Origin of the sequence: Brevundimonas sp. UBA6550 (genome assembly GCF_002434505.1) — a bacterium.
Lineage (GTDB): Bacteria > Pseudomonadota > Alphaproteobacteria > Caulobacterales > Caulobacteraceae > Brevundimonas.
Window position 1 is genome coordinate 283,875 of the sequence record NZ_DJKE01000012.1, and the last position, 16,252, is coordinate 300,126.

General features: G+C 66.7%; 18 protein-coding genes. 1 reads left to right on the top strand and 17 read right to left on the bottom strand.

The annotated features are described in order from the left end of the window. Window positions 1-45 precede the first annotated feature (45 nt). The 15 genes from B3Z70_RS14785 to B3Z70_RS14855 form a co-directional block, all read right to left on the bottom strand. Window positions 46-225, bottom strand: coding sequence for a CsbD family protein (locus tag B3Z70_RS14785; protein WP_292021064.1), 180 nt, complete (start codon window positions 223-225; stop codon window positions 46-48). Window positions 226-309: 84 nt separating this feature from the next. Then, the gene (locus B3Z70_RS14790; protein ID WP_292021063.1) at window positions 310-753 is read right to left on the bottom strand and encodes an NUDIX domain-containing protein; all 444 of its coding nucleotides are present in this window, start codon (window positions 751-753) and stop codon (window positions 310-312) included. 13 nt (window positions 754-766) lie between these two features. After that, on the bottom strand, window positions 767-1,807 hold the full coding sequence (locus tag B3Z70_RS14795) for a sensor histidine kinase (protein WP_292021060.1): 1,041 nt from the start codon (window positions 1,805-1,807) through the stop codon (window positions 767-769). Beyond that, the gene (locus B3Z70_RS14800) at window positions 1,804-2,229 is read right to left on the bottom strand and encodes a response regulator (protein ID WP_292021058.1); all 426 of its coding nucleotides are present in this window, start codon (window positions 2,227-2,229) and stop codon (window positions 1,804-1,806) included. The genes B3Z70_RS14795 and B3Z70_RS14800 overlap by 4 nt, the downstream gene beginning before the upstream one ends. After that, window positions 2,226-3,752 carry a sensor histidine kinase gene (locus B3Z70_RS14805; RefSeq protein ID WP_292021054.1) on the bottom strand — a complete coding sequence of 509 codons (1,527 nt, stop codon included), beginning with the start codon at window positions 3,750-3,752 and terminating at the stop codon, window positions 2,226-2,228. The genes B3Z70_RS14800 and B3Z70_RS14805 overlap by 4 nt, the downstream gene beginning before the upstream one ends. A 532-nt stretch (window positions 3,753-4,284) precedes the next feature. Next, window positions 4,285-6,384 carry a flagellar biosynthesis protein FlhA gene (gene flhA, locus B3Z70_RS14810; protein ID WP_292021113.1) on the bottom strand — a complete coding sequence of 700 codons (2,100 nt, stop codon included), beginning with the start codon at window positions 6,382-6,384 and terminating at the stop codon, window positions 4,285-4,287. A gap of 10 nt (window positions 6,385-6,394) precedes the next feature. Next, window positions 6,395-7,243 carry a class A beta-lactamase gene (bla, locus tag B3Z70_RS14815; RefSeq protein ID WP_292021052.1) on the bottom strand — a complete coding sequence of 283 codons (849 nt, stop codon included), beginning with the start codon at window positions 7,241-7,243 and terminating at the stop codon, window positions 6,395-6,397. 52 nt (window positions 7,244-7,295) lie between these two features. Continuing rightward, complete coding sequence (locus B3Z70_RS14820; protein ID WP_292021050.1) at window positions 7,296-8,708, bottom strand: sigma-54 interaction domain-containing protein; 1,413 nt, start codon at window positions 8,706-8,708, stop codon at window positions 7,296-7,298. A gap of 70 nt (window positions 8,709-8,778) precedes the next feature. Then, on the bottom strand, window positions 8,779-9,111 hold the full coding sequence (gene fliN, locus B3Z70_RS14825) for a flagellar motor switch protein FliN (RefSeq protein WP_292021048.1): 333 nt from the start codon (window positions 9,109-9,111) through the stop codon (window positions 8,779-8,781). Next, window positions 9,111-9,773: a flagellar assembly protein FlbE gene (locus B3Z70_RS14830; RefSeq protein WP_292021046.1), complete on the bottom strand. Its 663-nt coding sequence runs from the start codon at window positions 9,771-9,773 to the stop codon at window positions 9,111-9,113. Before B3Z70_RS14830 ends, fliN begins: the two co-directional genes overlap by 1 nt. A 1-nt stretch (window position 9,774) precedes the next feature. Further along, window positions 9,775-10,809: a flagellar motor switch protein FliG gene (fliG, locus tag B3Z70_RS14835; protein ID WP_292021044.1), complete on the bottom strand. Its 1,035-nt coding sequence runs from the start codon at window positions 10,807-10,809 to the stop codon at window positions 9,775-9,777. Then, entirely contained in the window at window positions 10,809-12,446 is a 1,638-nt protein-coding gene (fliF, locus tag B3Z70_RS14840) for a flagellar basal-body MS-ring/collar protein FliF (RefSeq protein WP_292021111.1), read from the bottom strand. Before fliF ends, fliG begins: the two co-directional genes overlap by 1 nt. Before the next feature lie 77 nt (window positions 12,447-12,523). Then, window positions 12,524-13,561, bottom strand: a complete 1,038-nt coding sequence (locus B3Z70_RS14845; protein WP_292021042.1) for an alpha/beta fold hydrolase — start codon at window positions 13,559-13,561, stop codon at window positions 12,524-12,526. Window positions 13,562-13,578: 17 nt separating this feature from the next. Further along, the gene (locus B3Z70_RS14850; protein ID WP_292021040.1) at window positions 13,579-14,205 is read right to left on the bottom strand and encodes a uracil-DNA glycosylase family protein; all 627 of its coding nucleotides are present in this window, start codon (window positions 14,203-14,205) and stop codon (window positions 13,579-13,581) included. After that, window positions 14,195-14,500, bottom strand: a complete 306-nt coding sequence (locus B3Z70_RS14855; protein ID WP_292021039.1) for a DUF3253 domain-containing protein — start codon at window positions 14,498-14,500, stop codon at window positions 14,195-14,197. The genes B3Z70_RS14850 and B3Z70_RS14855 overlap by 11 nt, the downstream gene beginning before the upstream one ends. A 47-nt stretch (window positions 14,501-14,547) precedes the next feature. On the opposite strand from B3Z70_RS14855, the gene B3Z70_RS14860 reads away from it, so the two are divergent. After that, window positions 14,548-14,982, top strand: a complete 435-nt coding sequence (locus B3Z70_RS14860) for a PaaI family thioesterase (RefSeq protein WP_087119729.1) — start codon at window positions 14,548-14,550, stop codon at window positions 14,980-14,982. Here the strand turns inward: B3Z70_RS14860 and B3Z70_RS14865 are convergent. Together B3Z70_RS14865 and B3Z70_RS14870 are read right to left on the bottom strand one after the other, a co-directional pair. Continuing rightward, window positions 14,966-15,604, bottom strand: coding sequence for a YoaK family protein (locus B3Z70_RS14865; protein ID WP_292021037.1), 639 nt, complete (start codon window positions 15,602-15,604; stop codon window positions 14,966-14,968). The two genes, B3Z70_RS14860 and B3Z70_RS14865, sit on opposite strands and share 17 nt — an antisense overlap. 7 nt (window positions 15,605-15,611) lie before the next feature. Then, on the bottom strand, window positions 15,612-16,232 hold the full coding sequence (locus tag B3Z70_RS14870) for a glutathione S-transferase family protein (protein ID WP_292021035.1): 621 nt from the start codon (window positions 16,230-16,232) through the stop codon (window positions 15,612-15,614). Between the last annotated feature and the right edge of the window lie 20 nt (window positions 16,233-16,252).

Genomic DNA, 16,252 nt, shown 5'->3' on the forward strand with positions numbered 1-16,252 from the left:
CTTTCGCGGACGGCGCTTCACGCATTCAGTGAGATAGGCGGAGGATCAGCCCTTGTCGCGCAGGCTGTCCTTTACGCCGCCGACGGCGTTCTGGACCTTGCCCTCGACCTGGTCGGCCTTGCCTTCGGCCTGAAGCTTGGTGTCGCCGGTCACCTTGCCGGCGGCTTCCTTAACCTTGCCGCCGATGTTCTTGGCGGCGCCTTCGATGCGGTCGTGATCGGCCATGATCTGTCTCCTGATCCTGCGCCGCCGGTATGGCGTCGCGCGTTGATCTGAAAACGGAATCTCGTCGGCCTTGTTCCGTAAGGCTCAGCTTGCGCGGCGCAGCCAGACGGCCACCGCCCAGGCGTGCGAATCGTGGCGCAGTCTGGACAGGGCGAACGTCGGGTCCAGCCAGACCAGCGTATGATCGTCCTCGCATTTGGCGGTCGGGTCTTCCGCCACGACGCGCGCCGTCCAGAAGCCGCCGACATTGTTCAGCGGCTCGTCGGTGGAGCGTATGAAATACTGGCTGGCCTCGGCGATGCGGTTCAGGGGCGTGATCGTCAGCCCGGTTTCCTCGACGAACTCGCGCCGCAGGGCTTCGACTTCGGTTTCCTCGACGTCCAACCCGCCGCCCGGCAGGTCGAAATAGGGGCCGGTCGCGCGCTCCACGCGCACGCAGGCGATCAGGCCCTCGCGCTCGACCACGCCGAAGGCGACGGCGCGGTGGCGATAATCGGTTGCGGGTTTTCGAACGCCGAACTGCAGCATGAGAACGCCAACCCTAGAGGTCGAAGGCCAGTCTGGCGCGTACGCCCTTGTGCGCGCCGTCGAACTCGACCGCCGAACGCAGGCCGGACGCCATGGCCGAGATGATCTTGGCCCCCAGTCCCGTGCCCTTGGGCGCGCCGTCGCCCATGCCGGGACCATCGTCCTCGACCGTCAGGACGACACGACTGTCGCCCTCGCGGTCCAGATGAATGCGGATTTCGCCGGCCTGGCCCGGCGAATAGGCGTACTTGACCGCATTGGTGACCAGTTCGGTCACGATCACGCCGATGGATACGGCCTGGTCGGTCGTGACCGACAGCGGCGTGGCCTCCAGCCGCAGACGCGGCGAACTGTCGTCCGGCCCGATGGATTTGGACAGTTCGTCCATCAGTCCTTCCAGATACTCATGCATGGCCACCTGGCTCATGTCGCCAGACGTATAGAGGCGGCGGTGAACGTGGGCCACGGCCTCGATCCGGGCCTGCGATTCCCGCAGCGCGTCCTTGGCGCCCTGGTCCGACACATGACGCATCTGCAGCGACATGAAGCTGGACACCAGTTGCAGCGAGTTGCCGACGCGGTGGTTCACCTCGCGCAACATCGCTTCGGCCCTGTCGCGGGCCAGGCGGATTTCCTCCTGCGCCAGATCGTTCTCGCGTTGCAGGCGTCGGCGCAGCAGCGCGTCTTCGAGCGCCGCGCGCAACAGCGAGGTGAAGTCCTCGGACACGTCCTTGATGACATAGTCGGCCGCCCCGGCGCGCAGCGCGGCCACCGCGATGCGCCCTTCCTGCGCGCCGGTGACATAGACGACCGGCGGCGGCGCGGTCAGCGCCATGATGTCGGGCAGAACGTCCAGCCCGTCCCGCGTCGGCATATAGTGATCCAGCGCGCAGACATCGTATTCGTGCTGCTGCAACAGCGCCAGCCCGGCGTCGCCGTCGGGCGCGCAGGTGACGGCATAGCCGTGACGCGCCAGTTCCTTCTCGACCAATCGGGACAGGCCCCGATCGTCGTCGATGTAAAGCAGGCGAATGGGCTGGTGCGCCTCGATCACTCGATCTCCGGGGCCTGGATCACCGACAGGAACAGACCCAGTTGGCGGATCGCGCCGGCGAAGGATTCATAATCGACCGGCTTGGTGATGTAGACGTTGCAGCCCAGATCGTAGCACCGCTGAATCTCAACCTTATCGTCGGTGGTGGTCAGCACCACCACGGGCGCGCGACGCAGCCGCTCGTTGCCCTTCACCTTCTCCAGAATGTCGGTTCCCGACATGTCCGGCAGGTTGAGGTCCAGCAGGATCAACAATGGTCCGTTGGCCAGGATCTCGTCGCTGAACAAATACTCCAGCGCCGCGCCGCCTTCGTCGAAATGTTTGATTTCGTTATTGATGTTCGCGCGACGAATATTCTTTTCGATCAGTTTGGCGTGACCGTGGTCGTCTTCGACCATGATGATTTTGACGGGATGCGTCACATCGCGACTCCGGGTTCGGCTAGGATCAGTCGTTTGGGGAATTTCAGCAGGAAAGTCGAGCCTTTGCCCAGCTCGGATTCCACGTCGATCGTGCCGCCCAGCCGGCGAACGCTGTTGCGGACGAAGGCTAGGCCCAGGCCCTCGCCCGAGCGGTCCTGCTTGCCGGAGCGGCGGAACAGCTCGAAAATCCGCTCATGGTCGCGCGGCGCGATGCCCCGGCCATTGTCGGCGATGCGATAGACGACCCAGCCGCCCGGCACGTCCTCGCCGGACACCACGATCTCGCCCGGCCGGCCATGGTCCAGATATTTGACCGCATTATCAATCAGATTGCCGACGATCTGCTCCATCGAAATCCGGTCGCTTTCGACCTCCGGCAGGGGCTGGACCTCGATGCGCGCGCCCGACGCCTCGGTCTGGTGGTGGACGCTCTTGGCGATGTTCTCGGCCATCCCCGTCATGTCCAGGGTCTCGGGCAGCAGATTGCGCCGCCCTTCGCGCGAGAGCTTCAGGATGGCGTTGATCAGACGGTCCATCTTTTCCGTCGAGGCGCGGATGAAGCCGATGGCCTCGGGCATGTCCTCGCGTACGGCCATGACGACCTCGGCGTCGACGGACCGCGTCTTCTCCGCATCGGCGATGGCCCGGTCCACGACCTTGCCGGCCTGCTCCAGTTCGGAGGTGTAGCCCATGACGTTGACCAGGGGCGCGCGCAGGTCGTGGCTGACGATATAGGCGAAGCGCTGGATTTCCTCGTTGGCGCGCATCAGGTCGCCGGTCCGCTCCTTGACCTTGTCCTCCAGACTGGCGTTGGCGGCGTCCAGCGTGGCGCGGGCGGTCTGGATCTCGCCGACGTAGCGGCGCACCATCCAGGCCGACAGAAGCGCCAGAACCACCACCAGAAGCCCCGTGATCGCGTTCATCACCACGGTCAGCGTGCCGTATCGCTCCGACTTGATGGTGCGATCGGCGATGCGGCGGGACTTGATGGCGTCGAAATCGTCCACCGCCGCCCGCAACTCGTCCATATAGCGTTTGCCTTCGCCGGAGCGGACCGACTGGATCGACTGGCCGATGCGGCCCTGCTGCGCCAGCGTCAGGGTGTTGTCCATCTCCGCCCATTTCTGATCAGCCAGCCGATGAATGCGGTCGACGGGGGCCTTCAGCGTGGGGTCGCGCGCGGCGCCCTCGTCCAGAAAGGCGACGGCAGGGGCGATCTCGGACTGCGCCCTGCGATAGGGCTCCAGGAAGTCGCTGCGGCCGGTCAGCAGGAAGCCGCGCTGGGCCGTCTCTGCGTTCAGCATGGCGATCAGGGTCGTGCGTGACGCGCGCCGCATCTGCTGGGCGTGTTCGATGGTGTCGTTTACCGCAGCCGTGCGCTGGATCATCACGAAGGTCGTCACATTGACCACGATCAGCAGGGCGAACGCCAGAACCAGCATGGCCGAGATCGAGCGCGCCAGGGACGGCGTTCGCGCGAAGTCTCTGAAACGTAAAAGGCTGCGTCGCGAAGTGGGGATCATGGCGCAGCTTTAGCCGCGCTTGCTCCCACATGAAAGGCTTTGAAAGACGCCAAAAAATCTAACTAAAAATGCGCGCGTCGTTCCTTCAAAATCGTGAGAGTTTGACAACCTGAATTATTCATTGCCATCTATCCGGATGAGAAAGGGAGTGTAAAAATGAAGGCTATTATGATTGGCGCGACTTTTTCCGCTTTGTTGGCTGGAACAGCGTCTGCTCAAGCGAGCCCTACAATGCCGGATGGCTCTCAGCCCCAAGTGCCGTTGAAACCGGTTTTTGGATACATGCCGGTGGGCACCGCATCTTTGGACCGCGTTCGTTTCAACAGCTTGGTGTTAGAAAGCAGACCGACAAGTGTTGCTGCGCAAGAACGTCGAACGCGAATGGAACGTGCTGAACGGTTGGCCGCTCTCGTCAATCTTGGACGGTGTCACGATGCACGTGACACCGCGCTGGCGGAAAACGACCAACCTATGGCTGATCGGATCGTGGCCGTGTGTAGAGGCGAGCACTAGTTTTTATCGCTGAGCCGTCTCAAACCTGACCCAGCGTGCGCAACCGCGCCTTGGGGTGGATTTCGTTCTGGCTCATGACCACCGTCTGGCCCCGGAAGCGTTCGATGATGGAGCGGACATAGGGGCGGGTAATCGGGCCGGTCAGCAGGACCGGATTCTCGCCCGTCATGGCGATGCGTTCGAAGGTGTCGCGCACGGCGCGGATGAAGTCCTGCAGGCGCGATGGGGCCATAGCCAGTTGCTTGTCCTCGCCATTGCCGATCAGGCTTTCGGCGAAGGCGGCCTCCCACTCGGGCGACAGGGTGACGATGGGCAGCGCCCCCTCCCCGTCCTTGTTCTGCCAGCACAGCTGGCGGCCCAGGCGCGCGCGGACGTGTTCGACCAAGGTGGTGACGGACGCGCTGTGCGGCGCGGCCTCGGCCAGACCTTCCAGAATGGCCGGCAGGTCTCGGATCGACACCTTTTCGCGCAGCAGGGCCTGAAGCACCCGCTGCAGCGTGGTGACGGTGACGACGCTGGGGACCAGTTCCTCGACCAGCTTCTTCTCTTCGGCGCCTAGGTCCTTCAGCAGCTTCTGCACCTCGGCATAGGACAACAGATCCGCCATATTCTCCTTGAGAATCTCGGTCAGGTGGGTGGTCAGCACGGTCGACGGATCAACCAGCGTATAGCCCCGGAACGTCGCCTCTTCGCGCAGCCCCTCTTCGATCCAGGTGGCTGGCAGGCCAAAGGCGGGTTCGCGCATGTGTTCGCCCGGCAGTTCGACCTGACGCCCCGACGGGTCCATCGCCATCAGATGGCCCAGCCGCACCTCGCCCGCCCCGCTTTCCATCTCCTTGATGCGGATGGCGTAACCCTGGGTCGGCAGGCGCATATTGTCCAGGATGCGCACCTGCGGGATGACGAAGCCGTATTCCTGGGCCAGGGACCGGCGCAGGGCGCGGATCTGATCGGTCAGCCGGCGGCCTTCCAGATCGTTGATCAGGCTGAGCAGCGAATAGCCCAGCTCGATCTTGACCTCGTCTATGGTCAGGATGTTGGCGATCGGCTCCTCGACATCCTCCTTGGGCTTGGCGGCGGTCTCGGCGGCGGCGCGTTCGGCTTCGGTCGGCTGGGGCCTCAGCCGATTACGACCCAGCCGCCAGGCCATGAAGCCCGAACCGATGGCCAAGGCGGCGAAGGGGATCAGCGGCATGCCGGGGATCAGGCCGATCAGGCCCGCCGCCCCGGAAACGACGCCCAGCGACACCGGGTTGGTGGCCAGTTGCGTGACCAGGGCCTTGTCGGCGGTGCCCTCCACGCCCGCCTTGGACACCAGGAAGCCGGCGGCGATGGAGATGATGATGGCCGGCACCTGCGTCACCAGGCCGTCGCCGATGGTCAGCTGGACATAGGTGTTGGCCGCGTCCGGCAGGGCCATCTTGTGCTGCAGCGTCCCGATCAGGATGCCGCCGATCACATTGATGAAGGTGATGATCAGGCCCGCGACCGCATCGCCGCGCACGAATTTGGAGGCGCCGTCCATGGCGCCGAAGAAGGTCGATTCCTGTTCCAGCTCCTTGCGGCGGATCTTGGCCTGGTCCTCGGTGATCAGACCCGACGACAAATCGGCGTCGATGGCCATCTGCTTGCCGGGCATGGAGTCCAGGGTGAAGCGGGCGGACACTTCCGCGATCCGCGTCGACCCCTTGGTGATGACCACGAAGTTCACCACCAGGATGATGGCGAAGATGATCACGCCGATGATGAAGTTGCCGCCCATCATCAGCTGACCGAAGGCGTTGATGACCTGGCCGGCGGCGTCGTGCCCCTCCTGGCCGTGCGTCAGGATCAGCCGCGTCGAGGCCAGGTTCAGACCCAGGCGGAACAGGGTCGAGACCAGGAGCACCGTCGGAAAGATGGCGAAGTCCAGCGGCCGCTTCATCATCACGGCCGTCATCAGGATCAGCACGGACGAGACCAGCGAGATCGCCAGCAGCAGGTCCAGCAGCATCTTGGGGACCGGCAGGATCAGCAGCATGATCACGCCGATCACGCCGACGGCCATCAGCACTTCGCCGCGATTGATCCAGCCCAGGACGTCGCGCCCGGTGGGGCGCGCCATGCCGTCCTTCATCATGATGGGCGTATCAGTCACGGCCCAGCGCCCTGAAGACGCGACGGGTCGCCTCGGCGATCACCGCGTCGCGCTGATCGTCGCTCGCCTGGGTCGCGCCGGTGAAATAGGTCGCCAGGATCACCGGGGCCCCAGACAGGGGGAAGGCCACGCCGACATCGTTGGCGGTTCCGTTCGCACCCGTGCCGGTCTTGTGGGCGACGGTCCAGCCCTGCGGCGCGCCGGCCTTGATGCGGTTCGGGCCGGTCGGCGAGGCCGTCATCCAGCCCTGGATCATCTGGTCGTGCGTCGGGATCAGCCGGTCGCCGAAGGCCAACTCGCGAATATTGGCGAGACTCTGGTCCGGCAGGCAGGTGTCGCGCGGATCATTGGGCAGGGCGGTGTTCAGGTCCGGCTCCAGGCGCGAGATCAGTGTGGTGGTGTCGCCGAACGTCGGCCACCACGAACGCCATACGGCGATTCCGCCCATTTCACGGATCAGGATGTTGGCGGCCGGATTGTCGCTGACCTCCACGGCGGCCTGCATCAGCTCGCGGATGGTCAGGGTGCGGCCGATGGCCTTTTCGGTCACGGGCGCATGGGGGATCATGTCGGCGCGAACGACCGGCACGGCGCGGTCCAGCTGCTCCTCGTCGCGCTGCACCCGCTCCAGGACGGCGACGGCCAGAAAGGCCTTGAAGGTCGAGCAGAAGGGGAAACGCTCCTGCCCGCGCCAGGACACGCGGCGCTGGCTGCCGACGTCGAGCGCCGCCACGCCCAGCCGACCGCCGTGGCGCGCTTCCAGATCGGCGAGTAGAAACTCGGGCTGGTCGTCCTCGGCCTGAGGCTTTTCGCGCTTCGGATAGCAGCCGACGAGCGTCATCGCGCCCGCGCCGCCGATCAACGTCCTGCGATCAAAGCCCCGTCCCATGCCGTCAGGCCGCATAGCCCGAGGCGGAAACCCCGCTCTGGGGCGCCGGGATGGCCGCACCCTCGTCGGCGTATTCGTTCAGCTTGTTGCGCAGGGTGCGGATCGAGATGCCCAGGATGTTGGCCGCATGAGTGCGGTTGCCCAGACAGTGGGTCAGTGTGTCCAGGATCAGGGTCTTCTCCATCGCCGCCACCGTCTGGCCGACGAAGCTGCGGGTCACGGCGTCGGCGGCCTGGGCCGCGCGGGCGGCTATTCCGCCTTGCGGCGCCTCATAGGCCTGGCCCGCCATCACGCCCCCGCCCATGCCGCCCAGCGGCTGACCATCCGGCAGGCGGATGGCGTCCACGTCGATCTCCGGCCCGACCGCCAGCAGCACCGCCCGGTGCATGGCGTTTTCCAGCTCGCGAACGTTGCCGGGCCAGCGATGGGCGACGATGGCCTGGCGCGCGGCGGCCGACATGGGGCGAACCGGCACGCCATTGGCGGCGGCGTATTTCTTGATGAAGTGATCGGCCAGCACGCCGATGTCGCCGGGCCGTTCGCGCAGGGACGGCAGGCGCAGGTTCACCACGTTCAGCCGATACAGCAGGTCTTCGCGGAACACGCCTTCCGCCACGGCCTTGGAGAGGTCGCGGTTGGAGGTGGCGATGATGCGGATGTTGACGGAGACGGGCTTGGAGCCGCCCACACGGTCGATGACCCGCTCTTGAATCGCGCGCAGCAGTTTGGCCTGCAGCCGGGCGTCCATTTCGCTGATTTCGTCCAGCAGCAGGGTGCCGCCGTCGGCCTCCTCGAACTTGCCGATCCGGCGCGCGACGGCGCCGGTGAAGGCGCCCTTCTCATGGCCGAACAGTTCGGATTCCAGCAGATTGTCGGGAATGGCGGCGCAGTTGACGCTGATGAACGGGCGTTCGGACCGGCGCGAATGCTCGTGCAGATAACGCGCCATCACCTCCTTGCCGACGCCGCTTTCGCCGGTGATCAGGATGGAGGCTTCCGAGCGCGCGACCTGGTCGGCCAGTTGCAACACCGCCTTCATCGACGGATCGGCCGAGATCATCGGCTTTTCGTCGTCGGCGACGGCCGACAGGACCGCGGCGATCAGTTCGGCGTCGGGCGGAAGCGGGATGAACTCCTTGGCCCCCGCCTTGATGGCCGCCGCGGCCTCGCGGGCATCGGCGTCGACGCCGAAGGCCACCACCGGAATGGTGATCCGCTCGGCCTCGTTGGCGGCGATCAGTGCGGCGATGTCCAGCTGATAGTCGACCATCAAGAGGTCCGCGCCCTGCCCCCGCCGCAACTGCTCGGTCGCCTGATCGGCGCGCTCGACGTGATTGACCTTGGCGCCGTGCGCCATGGCCATCTTGACCGCCGAAGCCAGCTGGCCGCTCAGTCTGCCTACCACCAGAAGACGCATCGTTCTTCTCCTCTAATCTCTAAAGCCGGTCGCCGTCGTTCCTGCTGCGCAATGCCTGCGCGGCATTGCTTCAGACGCCCGAATCCTCGGTCTTGATGATTTCCGTCATGGTCACGCCCAGCCGGTCGTCGACGACGACGACCTCGCCGCGCGCGATCAGGCGGTTGTTGACGAAGATGTCGATGGCCTCGCCGACCTTGCGGTCCAGCTCCAGCACCGACCCCTTGTTCAGCTTCAGCAACTGGGCCACCGACATGTGGGATTTGCCCAGCACGGCCGAGATGTTGACCGGCACGTCGAAGACGGTGGCCAGATCGGCGGCGGTCTTTTCGCCCGCGTCGTCCACCGCCGGCAGATCGGACAGGGCGGAGAATTCCTCCAGGGCCAGATCGTCGGACGCCATCAGAACATACTCCGGTCGACGGGAAGGGTTTCGGCGTGTCCGGCCTCGGCCGCCAGGGCGGCGGTCAGGGCCTCGGCGACGCGCTGGGCGGACATCTGCGGATCATGATCGGCGCGGCCGTCCGCCCATTCCAGTTGGAAGGCGGCGGGATGCAGGCCCGGCTCGTCTCGGAAGGCGACCGCGCCGGTGAAGCCGCTGTCGGCGCAGGCCTGTTCGATCAGTCCGCGCGCGGCCTCGTCCAGGCTCGAGGCGCGGACCACCAGACGGGGCGAGGCGTCGATCTCCTGCGCCAGCATCTCCAGCGCGGCCTTCAACGGCGCATGGGGGAACCGATCCAGCGCCGCGCCGGCGATGGCGCGGGCGGCGGCCAGGGCCAGGTCGGCAGACTGTTCCCGATGCGCCTGGGCCGCAGCCCGCAGGGTCGGCATGGCCGAGGCGACCGCCTGGGCGATGTTGGTCAGGGCCATGGCGCGGATGTTTTCGATCTCGCCCAGGGCCTGCTGACGCGCCTCCAACCGCCCTTGCGCCACCAGGGCGTCCACCTCTGCGGGCAGATAGGCGCGCTTGGTCGGCGTCCAGGCGCTGGGGCGCACGACGGCGCCGTCCGCGTCGAACTCGGTGTCGAAGACGAAGGGGCGGCGATCGGGGGCGGGGGCAATCATGTCAGTAGATCAACTCGTCGTCGACGCCTTGGCCGGCCAGCATGATGTCGCCCTTGGCGGCCAGATCCTTGGCGACCTGGACCATGGCCATCTGGGCGGCGTCCACATCCTTCAGACGCACCGGCCCCATGGATTCCATGTCCTCGCGCATGATCTTGGAGGCGCGCTCGGACATGTTGGAGAAGAACATCTCGCGCAGCCCTTCCGAGGCGCCCTTCAGCGCCAGACCCAGCGAATCCTTGTCCACGCCGCGCAACAGGGTCTGCACCCCGCCGGGGTCCAGCTTGGACAGGTCCTCGAACACGAACATCAGGGCGCGGATGCGTTCGGCGGATTCGCGGTTGCGTTCCTCCAGCGCGCCGATGAAGCGCGCCTCGGTCTGACGGTCGAAGCTGTTGAAGATGTCGGCCATCATCTCGTGGCTGTCGCGCTTGGAGGTGCGCGCCAGGTTGGACATGAACTCGGTGCGCAGCGTCGCCTCGATCTTGTCCAGGATTTCGCGCTGCACCGGCTCCATGCGCAGCATCCGCTGCACGCATTCCAGGGCGAAGTCCTCGGGCAGGCTGGTCAGCACGCGGGCGGCATGGTCGGTGCGGACCTTGGACAGGATCACCGCCACGGTCTGGGGGTATTCGTTCTTCAGATAGTTGGCGAGCACCGCCTCGTTCACATTTCCCAGCTTGTCCCACATTGTGCGGCCGGCCGGACCGCGGATCTCCTCCATCAGCCCATCGACGCGCTCCTTGGGCAAGAAGGCGGCCAGCAGTCTTTGCGTCTGCTCATAGCTGCCCATCACCGAACCGGAGCCGGACAAGCCGGACACGAACTCGATCAACAACGCCTCGACCGCCTCGGCCGTGACATTGCCCAGGGTCGCCATGGCCTGGGAGATTTCCTTGACCTCGTCGTCGTCCAGCCGCTCCCACAGGGCGGTATGCTCCTCGCCCAGCGCCAGCAAGATGACGGCCGCCTTCTCGGGGCCCGACAGCTTGTTGGCGTCGTCGATCGAGGCCTTCTTGTTGACCAGCTTCGCCATCAGCCTTCGGCCACCCAGGTGCGCAGTATGCCGGCCGCGTCGTCAGGATGCGACTGGACGAAGTCGGCGACCTTCTTGACCGAGGACGCCTTCACCTGACCCTCGATGCGGGCGATGTCGATCTTCTGCTCCATCTCGCTGGGCGAAGGCAGCTGGACCAGCTGCGGCTGACCGTCCGGGCCGATGATGGTGGTCGTCACCGCCGTCACCGGCACGCCGGCCGGGGACACCACCGCCGGCAGGTTCGTTCCGCCCGCCGCCGTCTTCAGCAGCGGCCGAAGGACGAAGAAGATCAGCAGCACGCCGGTGATCAGCAGCACCAACAGTTCGACGCCCCGCATGATGTCGTCCTTGGAGAAGTCGAACATCGACGAGGCGCCCTCCAGACCGCCGGCGATGCCGGTGTCGTGGTTGAAGCGGACGTTGATGACCTCGATCTTGTCGCCACGGCTCTCGTCAATGCCGGCGGCGGCGGCGACCAGGGACTTGATCTGGTTGATCTCCTCGGCCGAGCGGGGGGCGTAGATCGCCTCACCCTTGCCGTCCTTGGCGGGCGTCCACTTGCCGTCCACGGCGACGGCGACGGCCAATTTCCTGACCTCGCCCGGCTCCTTGGTCGTGGTCGTGGTGGTGTTGGAGATTTCGTAGTTGGTGGTCTCGGCGTTCTGGGCGTTGGTCGAACCGGCCGGGGTCGCGGCGGGCGCGGCGCCGCCGGGGATGTTGTTGGTCGCCGTCACTCCGCCGTCCGGCTGCCCCGTCGTGTCGCTGGACTGCGAGCCGTTGGTGGTGGTCGAACGCACCACCTGGCCGTCGGGATCGAACTTCTGCTCCTGGGTGGTGGAACGGCTGTGGTCGATGTCGGCCGTGACCTGGACGCGGGCGGCGCCCACGCCCACGACGCCCTCGACGATATCCTTGATGCGGGCCTGAAGCTGGGCCTCGGCGTTGCCCTTGGCCTCTTCGGCCGAGGCGGAGTTGAAGCCCTGATCGTCGTTGCCGGCGGCCAGGGTGCGGTTGTTCTGGTCCGCCACGGTGACGCGATCGGGCTTCAGATTCGGCACGGACGAGGCCACCAGATTGCGGATCGCCCGCACCTGATCGCCGCTCAGATCGCGCCCGCCCACGCCCACCAGGACGGCGGCGGTCGGCTCTCCGGCGGCGGAGGTGAACATTTCGCGGCGCGGCAGGGTGATGTGGACGCGGGCGGCGGTGATGCCGCGCATCGACATGATGGTGCGCGACAGCTCGCCCTGCAGGGCGCGCTGTTCGTTCAGTTGCTGCTGGAACTCGGTCTGGCCCAGAACCGACTGGTTGTCGAACAGCTCGTAGCCGACCGAGCCCGACGTCACCAATCCCTTGCCGGCGACCAACATGCGGGCCGTGCCCACCTCGTCGCGGTTGACCATGATGGTCGAGCCGTCGCCCTTGGACGAATATTTGATGTTGGCCTGGTCCAGGGCGGCGGTGATCTCGCCGGCCTCGCGCAGGTCCAAGTTGGAATAGAGCAGCGCGTCGGGCGCCTGGCCCATGCGCAGCATGACGGCGACCAGCACGGCGGCCACGCCGGCGGCGACGCCGAGGACCGCCGCCAAGCGGCCGATCCCGAACTTCTGCAACGCCGCCGTAAAGCCGCCCACGCGATCCCGCCCCAAACTCGCGGGAGATGCCTACGCCCCGCTAGGCAGAAAATGCCGCCTGGATGGTAAACGTCGCGTTAAGAGTGGGGGCGGGCGCGGCTGGGCTGCGCCTCCAGCTGGGGCAGAACCGCCGGCGCGCCTGACGGAAGCGGCGCCTTGGGATCGCGCAGCCAGGCGGCCACGTCGCGATAGACGATCTCCGCATCCAGATCGCGATCCAGCAGATGCCAGCTGTGGGGATACCAGGCGGTCTGCAGCGTCCCGCCTTGCGCCTGGGCGCGACGCAGGGCCGCGCGCATCTGATCGCGCTTCACCACCTCGTCGTTGGCGCCGTACATCAGCAGGGCGTCGCCGCGAATGCGGCCCAGGTTCTGCGCCGAGGTCTCCATCAGATCGACCAGGCCGTAGATGGTGTCGAACCGCGTCGCCAGTATGCTGCGGGGGTCGCGCCCGTTCCGCACCAGCTCCAGCGTGTTGGACGAGGCGTGAATGCCGCGCGTGATGAAGGACGGCGGCTCCAGCGCCACATCGCCCAGAGCGCGCGCGGCCAGGGTGATCGCCGCGCTGTTGAACGGCCCCTGCGACGACCAGCCCCAGACGCCGGGCGACAGCAGCACGACCCGATCCGCATCCGGCGGATTGTCGGAGGCGAAGGCGGCGGCCGCGACCGAGCCGCCCATGCTTTCGCCCACCACGGCGATGACGGCGTTGGGATAGCGGGCGCGCGCCATGGCCACGGCCTCGCGAACGTCGTCGGTCATGCGCTGCTGACCGGCCCAGACCCCGCGTCCCGGCGCGCCGCCGAACCCGCGCTGATCGAAGGCCCAGGTCTCGATCCCCTGCTCGGCCCACCACGGCCCGGCCAGGCGGAAGCTGGCCCCATGATCGTTCATCCCGTGCAGCGCCACGATCACCGCCCAGGGCGCCCGATCCTTGGGCCCCCATTGCAGCAGCGGCAGGCTGGCGCCGTCGGACATGACCAGGGCCTTGTCCTCAACGTGCGGCCCGACGAACCCCGGCGGCGGGGTCAAGGGCGGCTGGATGTGGGGCGTGGCGCAGGCCGACAACGCCAGGGCCGCCGCCAGCGGGATCAGCCCGGAAACCCTCGACGCCATTCGCCCTACCCCTCGTCTCATGAAAGACCCGGCGCCCCGATGGTCGCTGGATCAGCGAAAGTCAGAATGCCGCGCACCCGTTCCCGCAGATAGGGCACGACCTCGGCCTCGAACCACGGATTCTTCCTAAGCCAGGCCGTATTGCGCCATGACGGATGCGGCAGGACCAGCACGTCCGGCGCATAGTCTCGCCACGCCCGCACCGTCTCCGTCATGTTGCGCCCGGCCCGGTCGCCCAGCGCCCAGGCCTGGGCATAACCTCCGATCAGTAGGGTCAGCTCCATGCGCGGCAAGGCGTCCATCAGCTGCGGCCGCCACAGGTCCGCGCACCGTGTCGGCGGCGGATAGTCCCCGCCTTTCGGCGCGGTTCCGGGATAGCAGAAGGCCTGGGCCGCCACCCCGATGCGGCGGTCGGCGTAGAAGGTCTCGTAATCCACGCCCATCCAGTCGCGCAGCCGGTCGCCGGACGGATCGGTGAACGGCAGACCGCTTTCATGCACCCGCCGCCCCGGCGCCTGGCCGCAGATCAGCAGCCGCGTCTCGGGAAAGACCCGCACCACCGGGCGCGGCGTATGCGGCAGCACGCCGGCGCAGGCGCGGCAGGCGCGGATGTCGGCAAGAATCTCGTCGAGGTCAGTCGTCATCGTCCTGGTCGACGACCGGCGGACGGCGGCTCAGCGCCAGGGCCGCCTCTTCCGGCGTGGCCTGACGCAGGCGCGTGACCCCCTTGAAGTCGTCGGGATCGACGGCCTTGCCCTTCTTGGTGATGGTCAGCTTGCCCTGACGCATCAGGGCCAAGGCGGCCGCGCGCACCTTGGGCAGCATCCGCTGCCATTGTTCGGGCTGTAGCGTCTTGGCCACTTCGGCGGGCTCGATGCTCTTGCCCGGCTCAAGGGAGGCGATTTTATTCAGGATTGCGGTTTCGATCGGATCGCTCATTGCGCCTATATGCTGCACCGCACGCCCAGAAGTAAGGCCGAGTCTGCATGCCGAAGAAAATCACCATCACCGAGGGCGAGTTCGCCGGTTGGCAGACCTATGATCTGCACGACACCTTCGACACCGTGGTCGGCCCCTTCTATGGCCGGCCCGACCCCGATGGACATATGCGCTGCGCCTTCCGCGCCGAGCAGAAGCATATGAACGCGGGCGGGCGGATGCACGGCGGCTGTCTGATGACCTTCGCCGACATCGCCATGTTCCAGATCGCTTATCAGGAGATGGAGGGCGCGTCGGGCGTCACGGTGCAACTGGACTCGACCTTCATCGACGGCGGCTATGTCGGCGAACTGATCGAGGCGACGGGCCAGGTGACCAAGGCGGGCAAGAGCCTGATCTTCGTGCGGGGCCAGATCAACACGGGCGAGCGGCTGCTGATGACCTTCTCGGGCGTGATCCGAAAGTTCACGCCGCGCGGCTGAACCGGGTCACAGCGGCCAGCACGAAGGCGAAGGCCGCCGCCGGCCACAGCGCCGCCAGCCCCAGCCGGCCGAAGGTCAGGGCGCCCACGACCGCTCCGCCCGTCAGCCCGGCCCACAGGACCAGATAGGGTGCGAACGCCCACCGCTCGCCGCCCGTCGCGGCGGCGGCCAGACTCTGGCCCAGCTTGACCAGGGTTCCGGTCATATAGGTCAGGCTGACGGCCGCCTCTCCGTTGCGCAGGAAGACCGAATTCTCTGTCGCCATCGCCATGACCATCAGGCCGATGGCGATCGGCTTGTATCCCAGGCCGGCCGCAGCCGCCGCCAGCGTCAGCAGAACGCCCTCGAACGCCAGAACGCGGCTGCGTGATCGCTTCTCCTGCCCGCGCGCGATCAGGGCGCCGCAGAACGATCCCATGACGAACAGGATCAGAATGCCGGCGAGGCCCAGCGCCGCCGCCCATCGCCCCTCGGCCAGGCTGGCCGCTAGACGGGTGGAGTTGCCGCTCATGAAGGAGACGAACACGCCGCCCAGTTGCAGGAAGCCCAGACTGTCGACGTAGCCGGCCAGCACCGCCAGCGACAGGGCCAACGCCTGATGCGACGGGGCCAGGGCGCGCATGGTCGGCTCAGACCCCGGCCTTGGCCGCCGGGCGCGCGCGGCAGGTCTCCAGCCAGCGCGCCAGATGCGCGAACTCGGCCGGGGGGCTGTATTTGACCAGTCGCGCGAAATCCAGACCCACCACGCCCACGATGTCGGCGATGGTGAACCGGTCCAGCGCCAGGAAGGTCCGCGTCGCCAGATGGGCGTCCAGCGTCTTCATGAACCGCTCGGCGGACAGGCGATTGTATTCGGCGATCTGAGGCGTCTGCGTCGCCTCGAGGGCCGCCAGCGCCGGGTGGGTGTGGCGCACGTTCAGCATGATCGGCGTGGCCAGATAGAATTCGCACCGCCGCGTCCACATCTCGACCTCGGCCTGTTCCAAGGGATCGCGCCCGAACAGGTTCGGCTCGGGGTGCAGCGCCTCCAGATAGCGGCAGATGGCGATGGATTCCGACAGGATCGTCCCGTCGTCCAACTCCAGCGCCGGCAGGTGGGGCACGCCGACGCGGTCGCGGAAGGCAGGCTTCTTGTGCTCGCCCGCCATGATGTCGATCTCGACCATCTCGACATCGGCGACGCCCTTCTCGGCCATGACCCAGCGGACCCGGCGCGGGTTGGGCGCGCGATTGGACGTGTACAGCTTCATGGCGCGACCCTCTTGGTCGA

Coding starts and splice junctions, on each gene's coding strand:
- B3Z70_RS14785 (WP_292021064.1), bottom strand. CDS start 225: ATGGCCGATCACGACCGCATCGAAGGCGCCGCCAAGAACATCGGCGGC.
- B3Z70_RS14790 (WP_292021063.1), bottom strand. CDS start 753: ATGCTGCAGTTCGGCGTTCGAAAACCCGCAACCGATTATCGCCACCGC.
- B3Z70_RS14805 (WP_292021054.1), bottom strand. CDS start 3,752: ATGATCCCCACTTCGCGACGCAGCCTTTTACGTTTCAGAGACTTCGCG.
- flhA (WP_292021113.1), bottom strand. CDS start 6,384: ATGATGAAGGACGGCATGGCGCGCCCCACCGGGCGCGACGTCCTGGGC.
- bla (WP_292021052.1), bottom strand. CDS start 7,243: ATGACGCTCGTCGGCTGCTATCCGAAGCGCGAAAAGCCTCAGGCCGAG.
- B3Z70_RS14820 (WP_292021050.1), bottom strand. CDS start 8,708: ATGCGTCTTCTGGTGGTAGGCAGACTGAGCGGCCAGCTGGCTTCGGCG.
- fliN (WP_292021048.1), bottom strand. CDS start 9,111: ATGGCGTCCGACGATCTGGCCCTGGAGGAATTCTCCGCCCTGTCCGAT.
- B3Z70_RS14830 (WP_292021046.1), bottom strand. CDS start 9,773: ATGATTGCCCCCGCCCCCGATCGCCGCCCCTTCGTCTTCGACACCGAG.
- fliG (WP_292021044.1), bottom strand. CDS start 10,809: ATGGCGAAGCTGGTCAACAAGAAGGCCTCGATCGACGACGCCAACAAG.
- B3Z70_RS14845 (WP_292021042.1), bottom strand. CDS start 13,561: ATGGCGTCGAGGGTTTCCGGGCTGATCCCGCTGGCGGCGGCCCTGGCG.
- B3Z70_RS14850 (WP_292021040.1), bottom strand. CDS start 14,205: ATGACGACTGACCTCGACGAGATTCTTGCCGACATCCGCGCCTGCCGC.
- B3Z70_RS14855 (WP_292021039.1), bottom strand. CDS start 14,500: ATGAGCGATCCGATCGAAACCGCAATCCTGAATAAAATCGCCTCCCTT.
- B3Z70_RS14860 (WP_087119729.1), top strand. CDS start 14,548: ATGCCGAAGAAAATCACCATCACCGAGGGCGAGTTCGCCGGTTGGCAG.
- B3Z70_RS14865 (WP_292021037.1), bottom strand. CDS start 15,604: ATGCGCGCCCTGGCCCCGTCGCATCAGGCGTTGGCCCTGTCGCTGGCG.
- B3Z70_RS14870 (WP_292021035.1), bottom strand. CDS start 16,232: ATGAAGCTGTACACGTCCAATCGCGCGCCCAACCCGCGCCGGGTCCGC.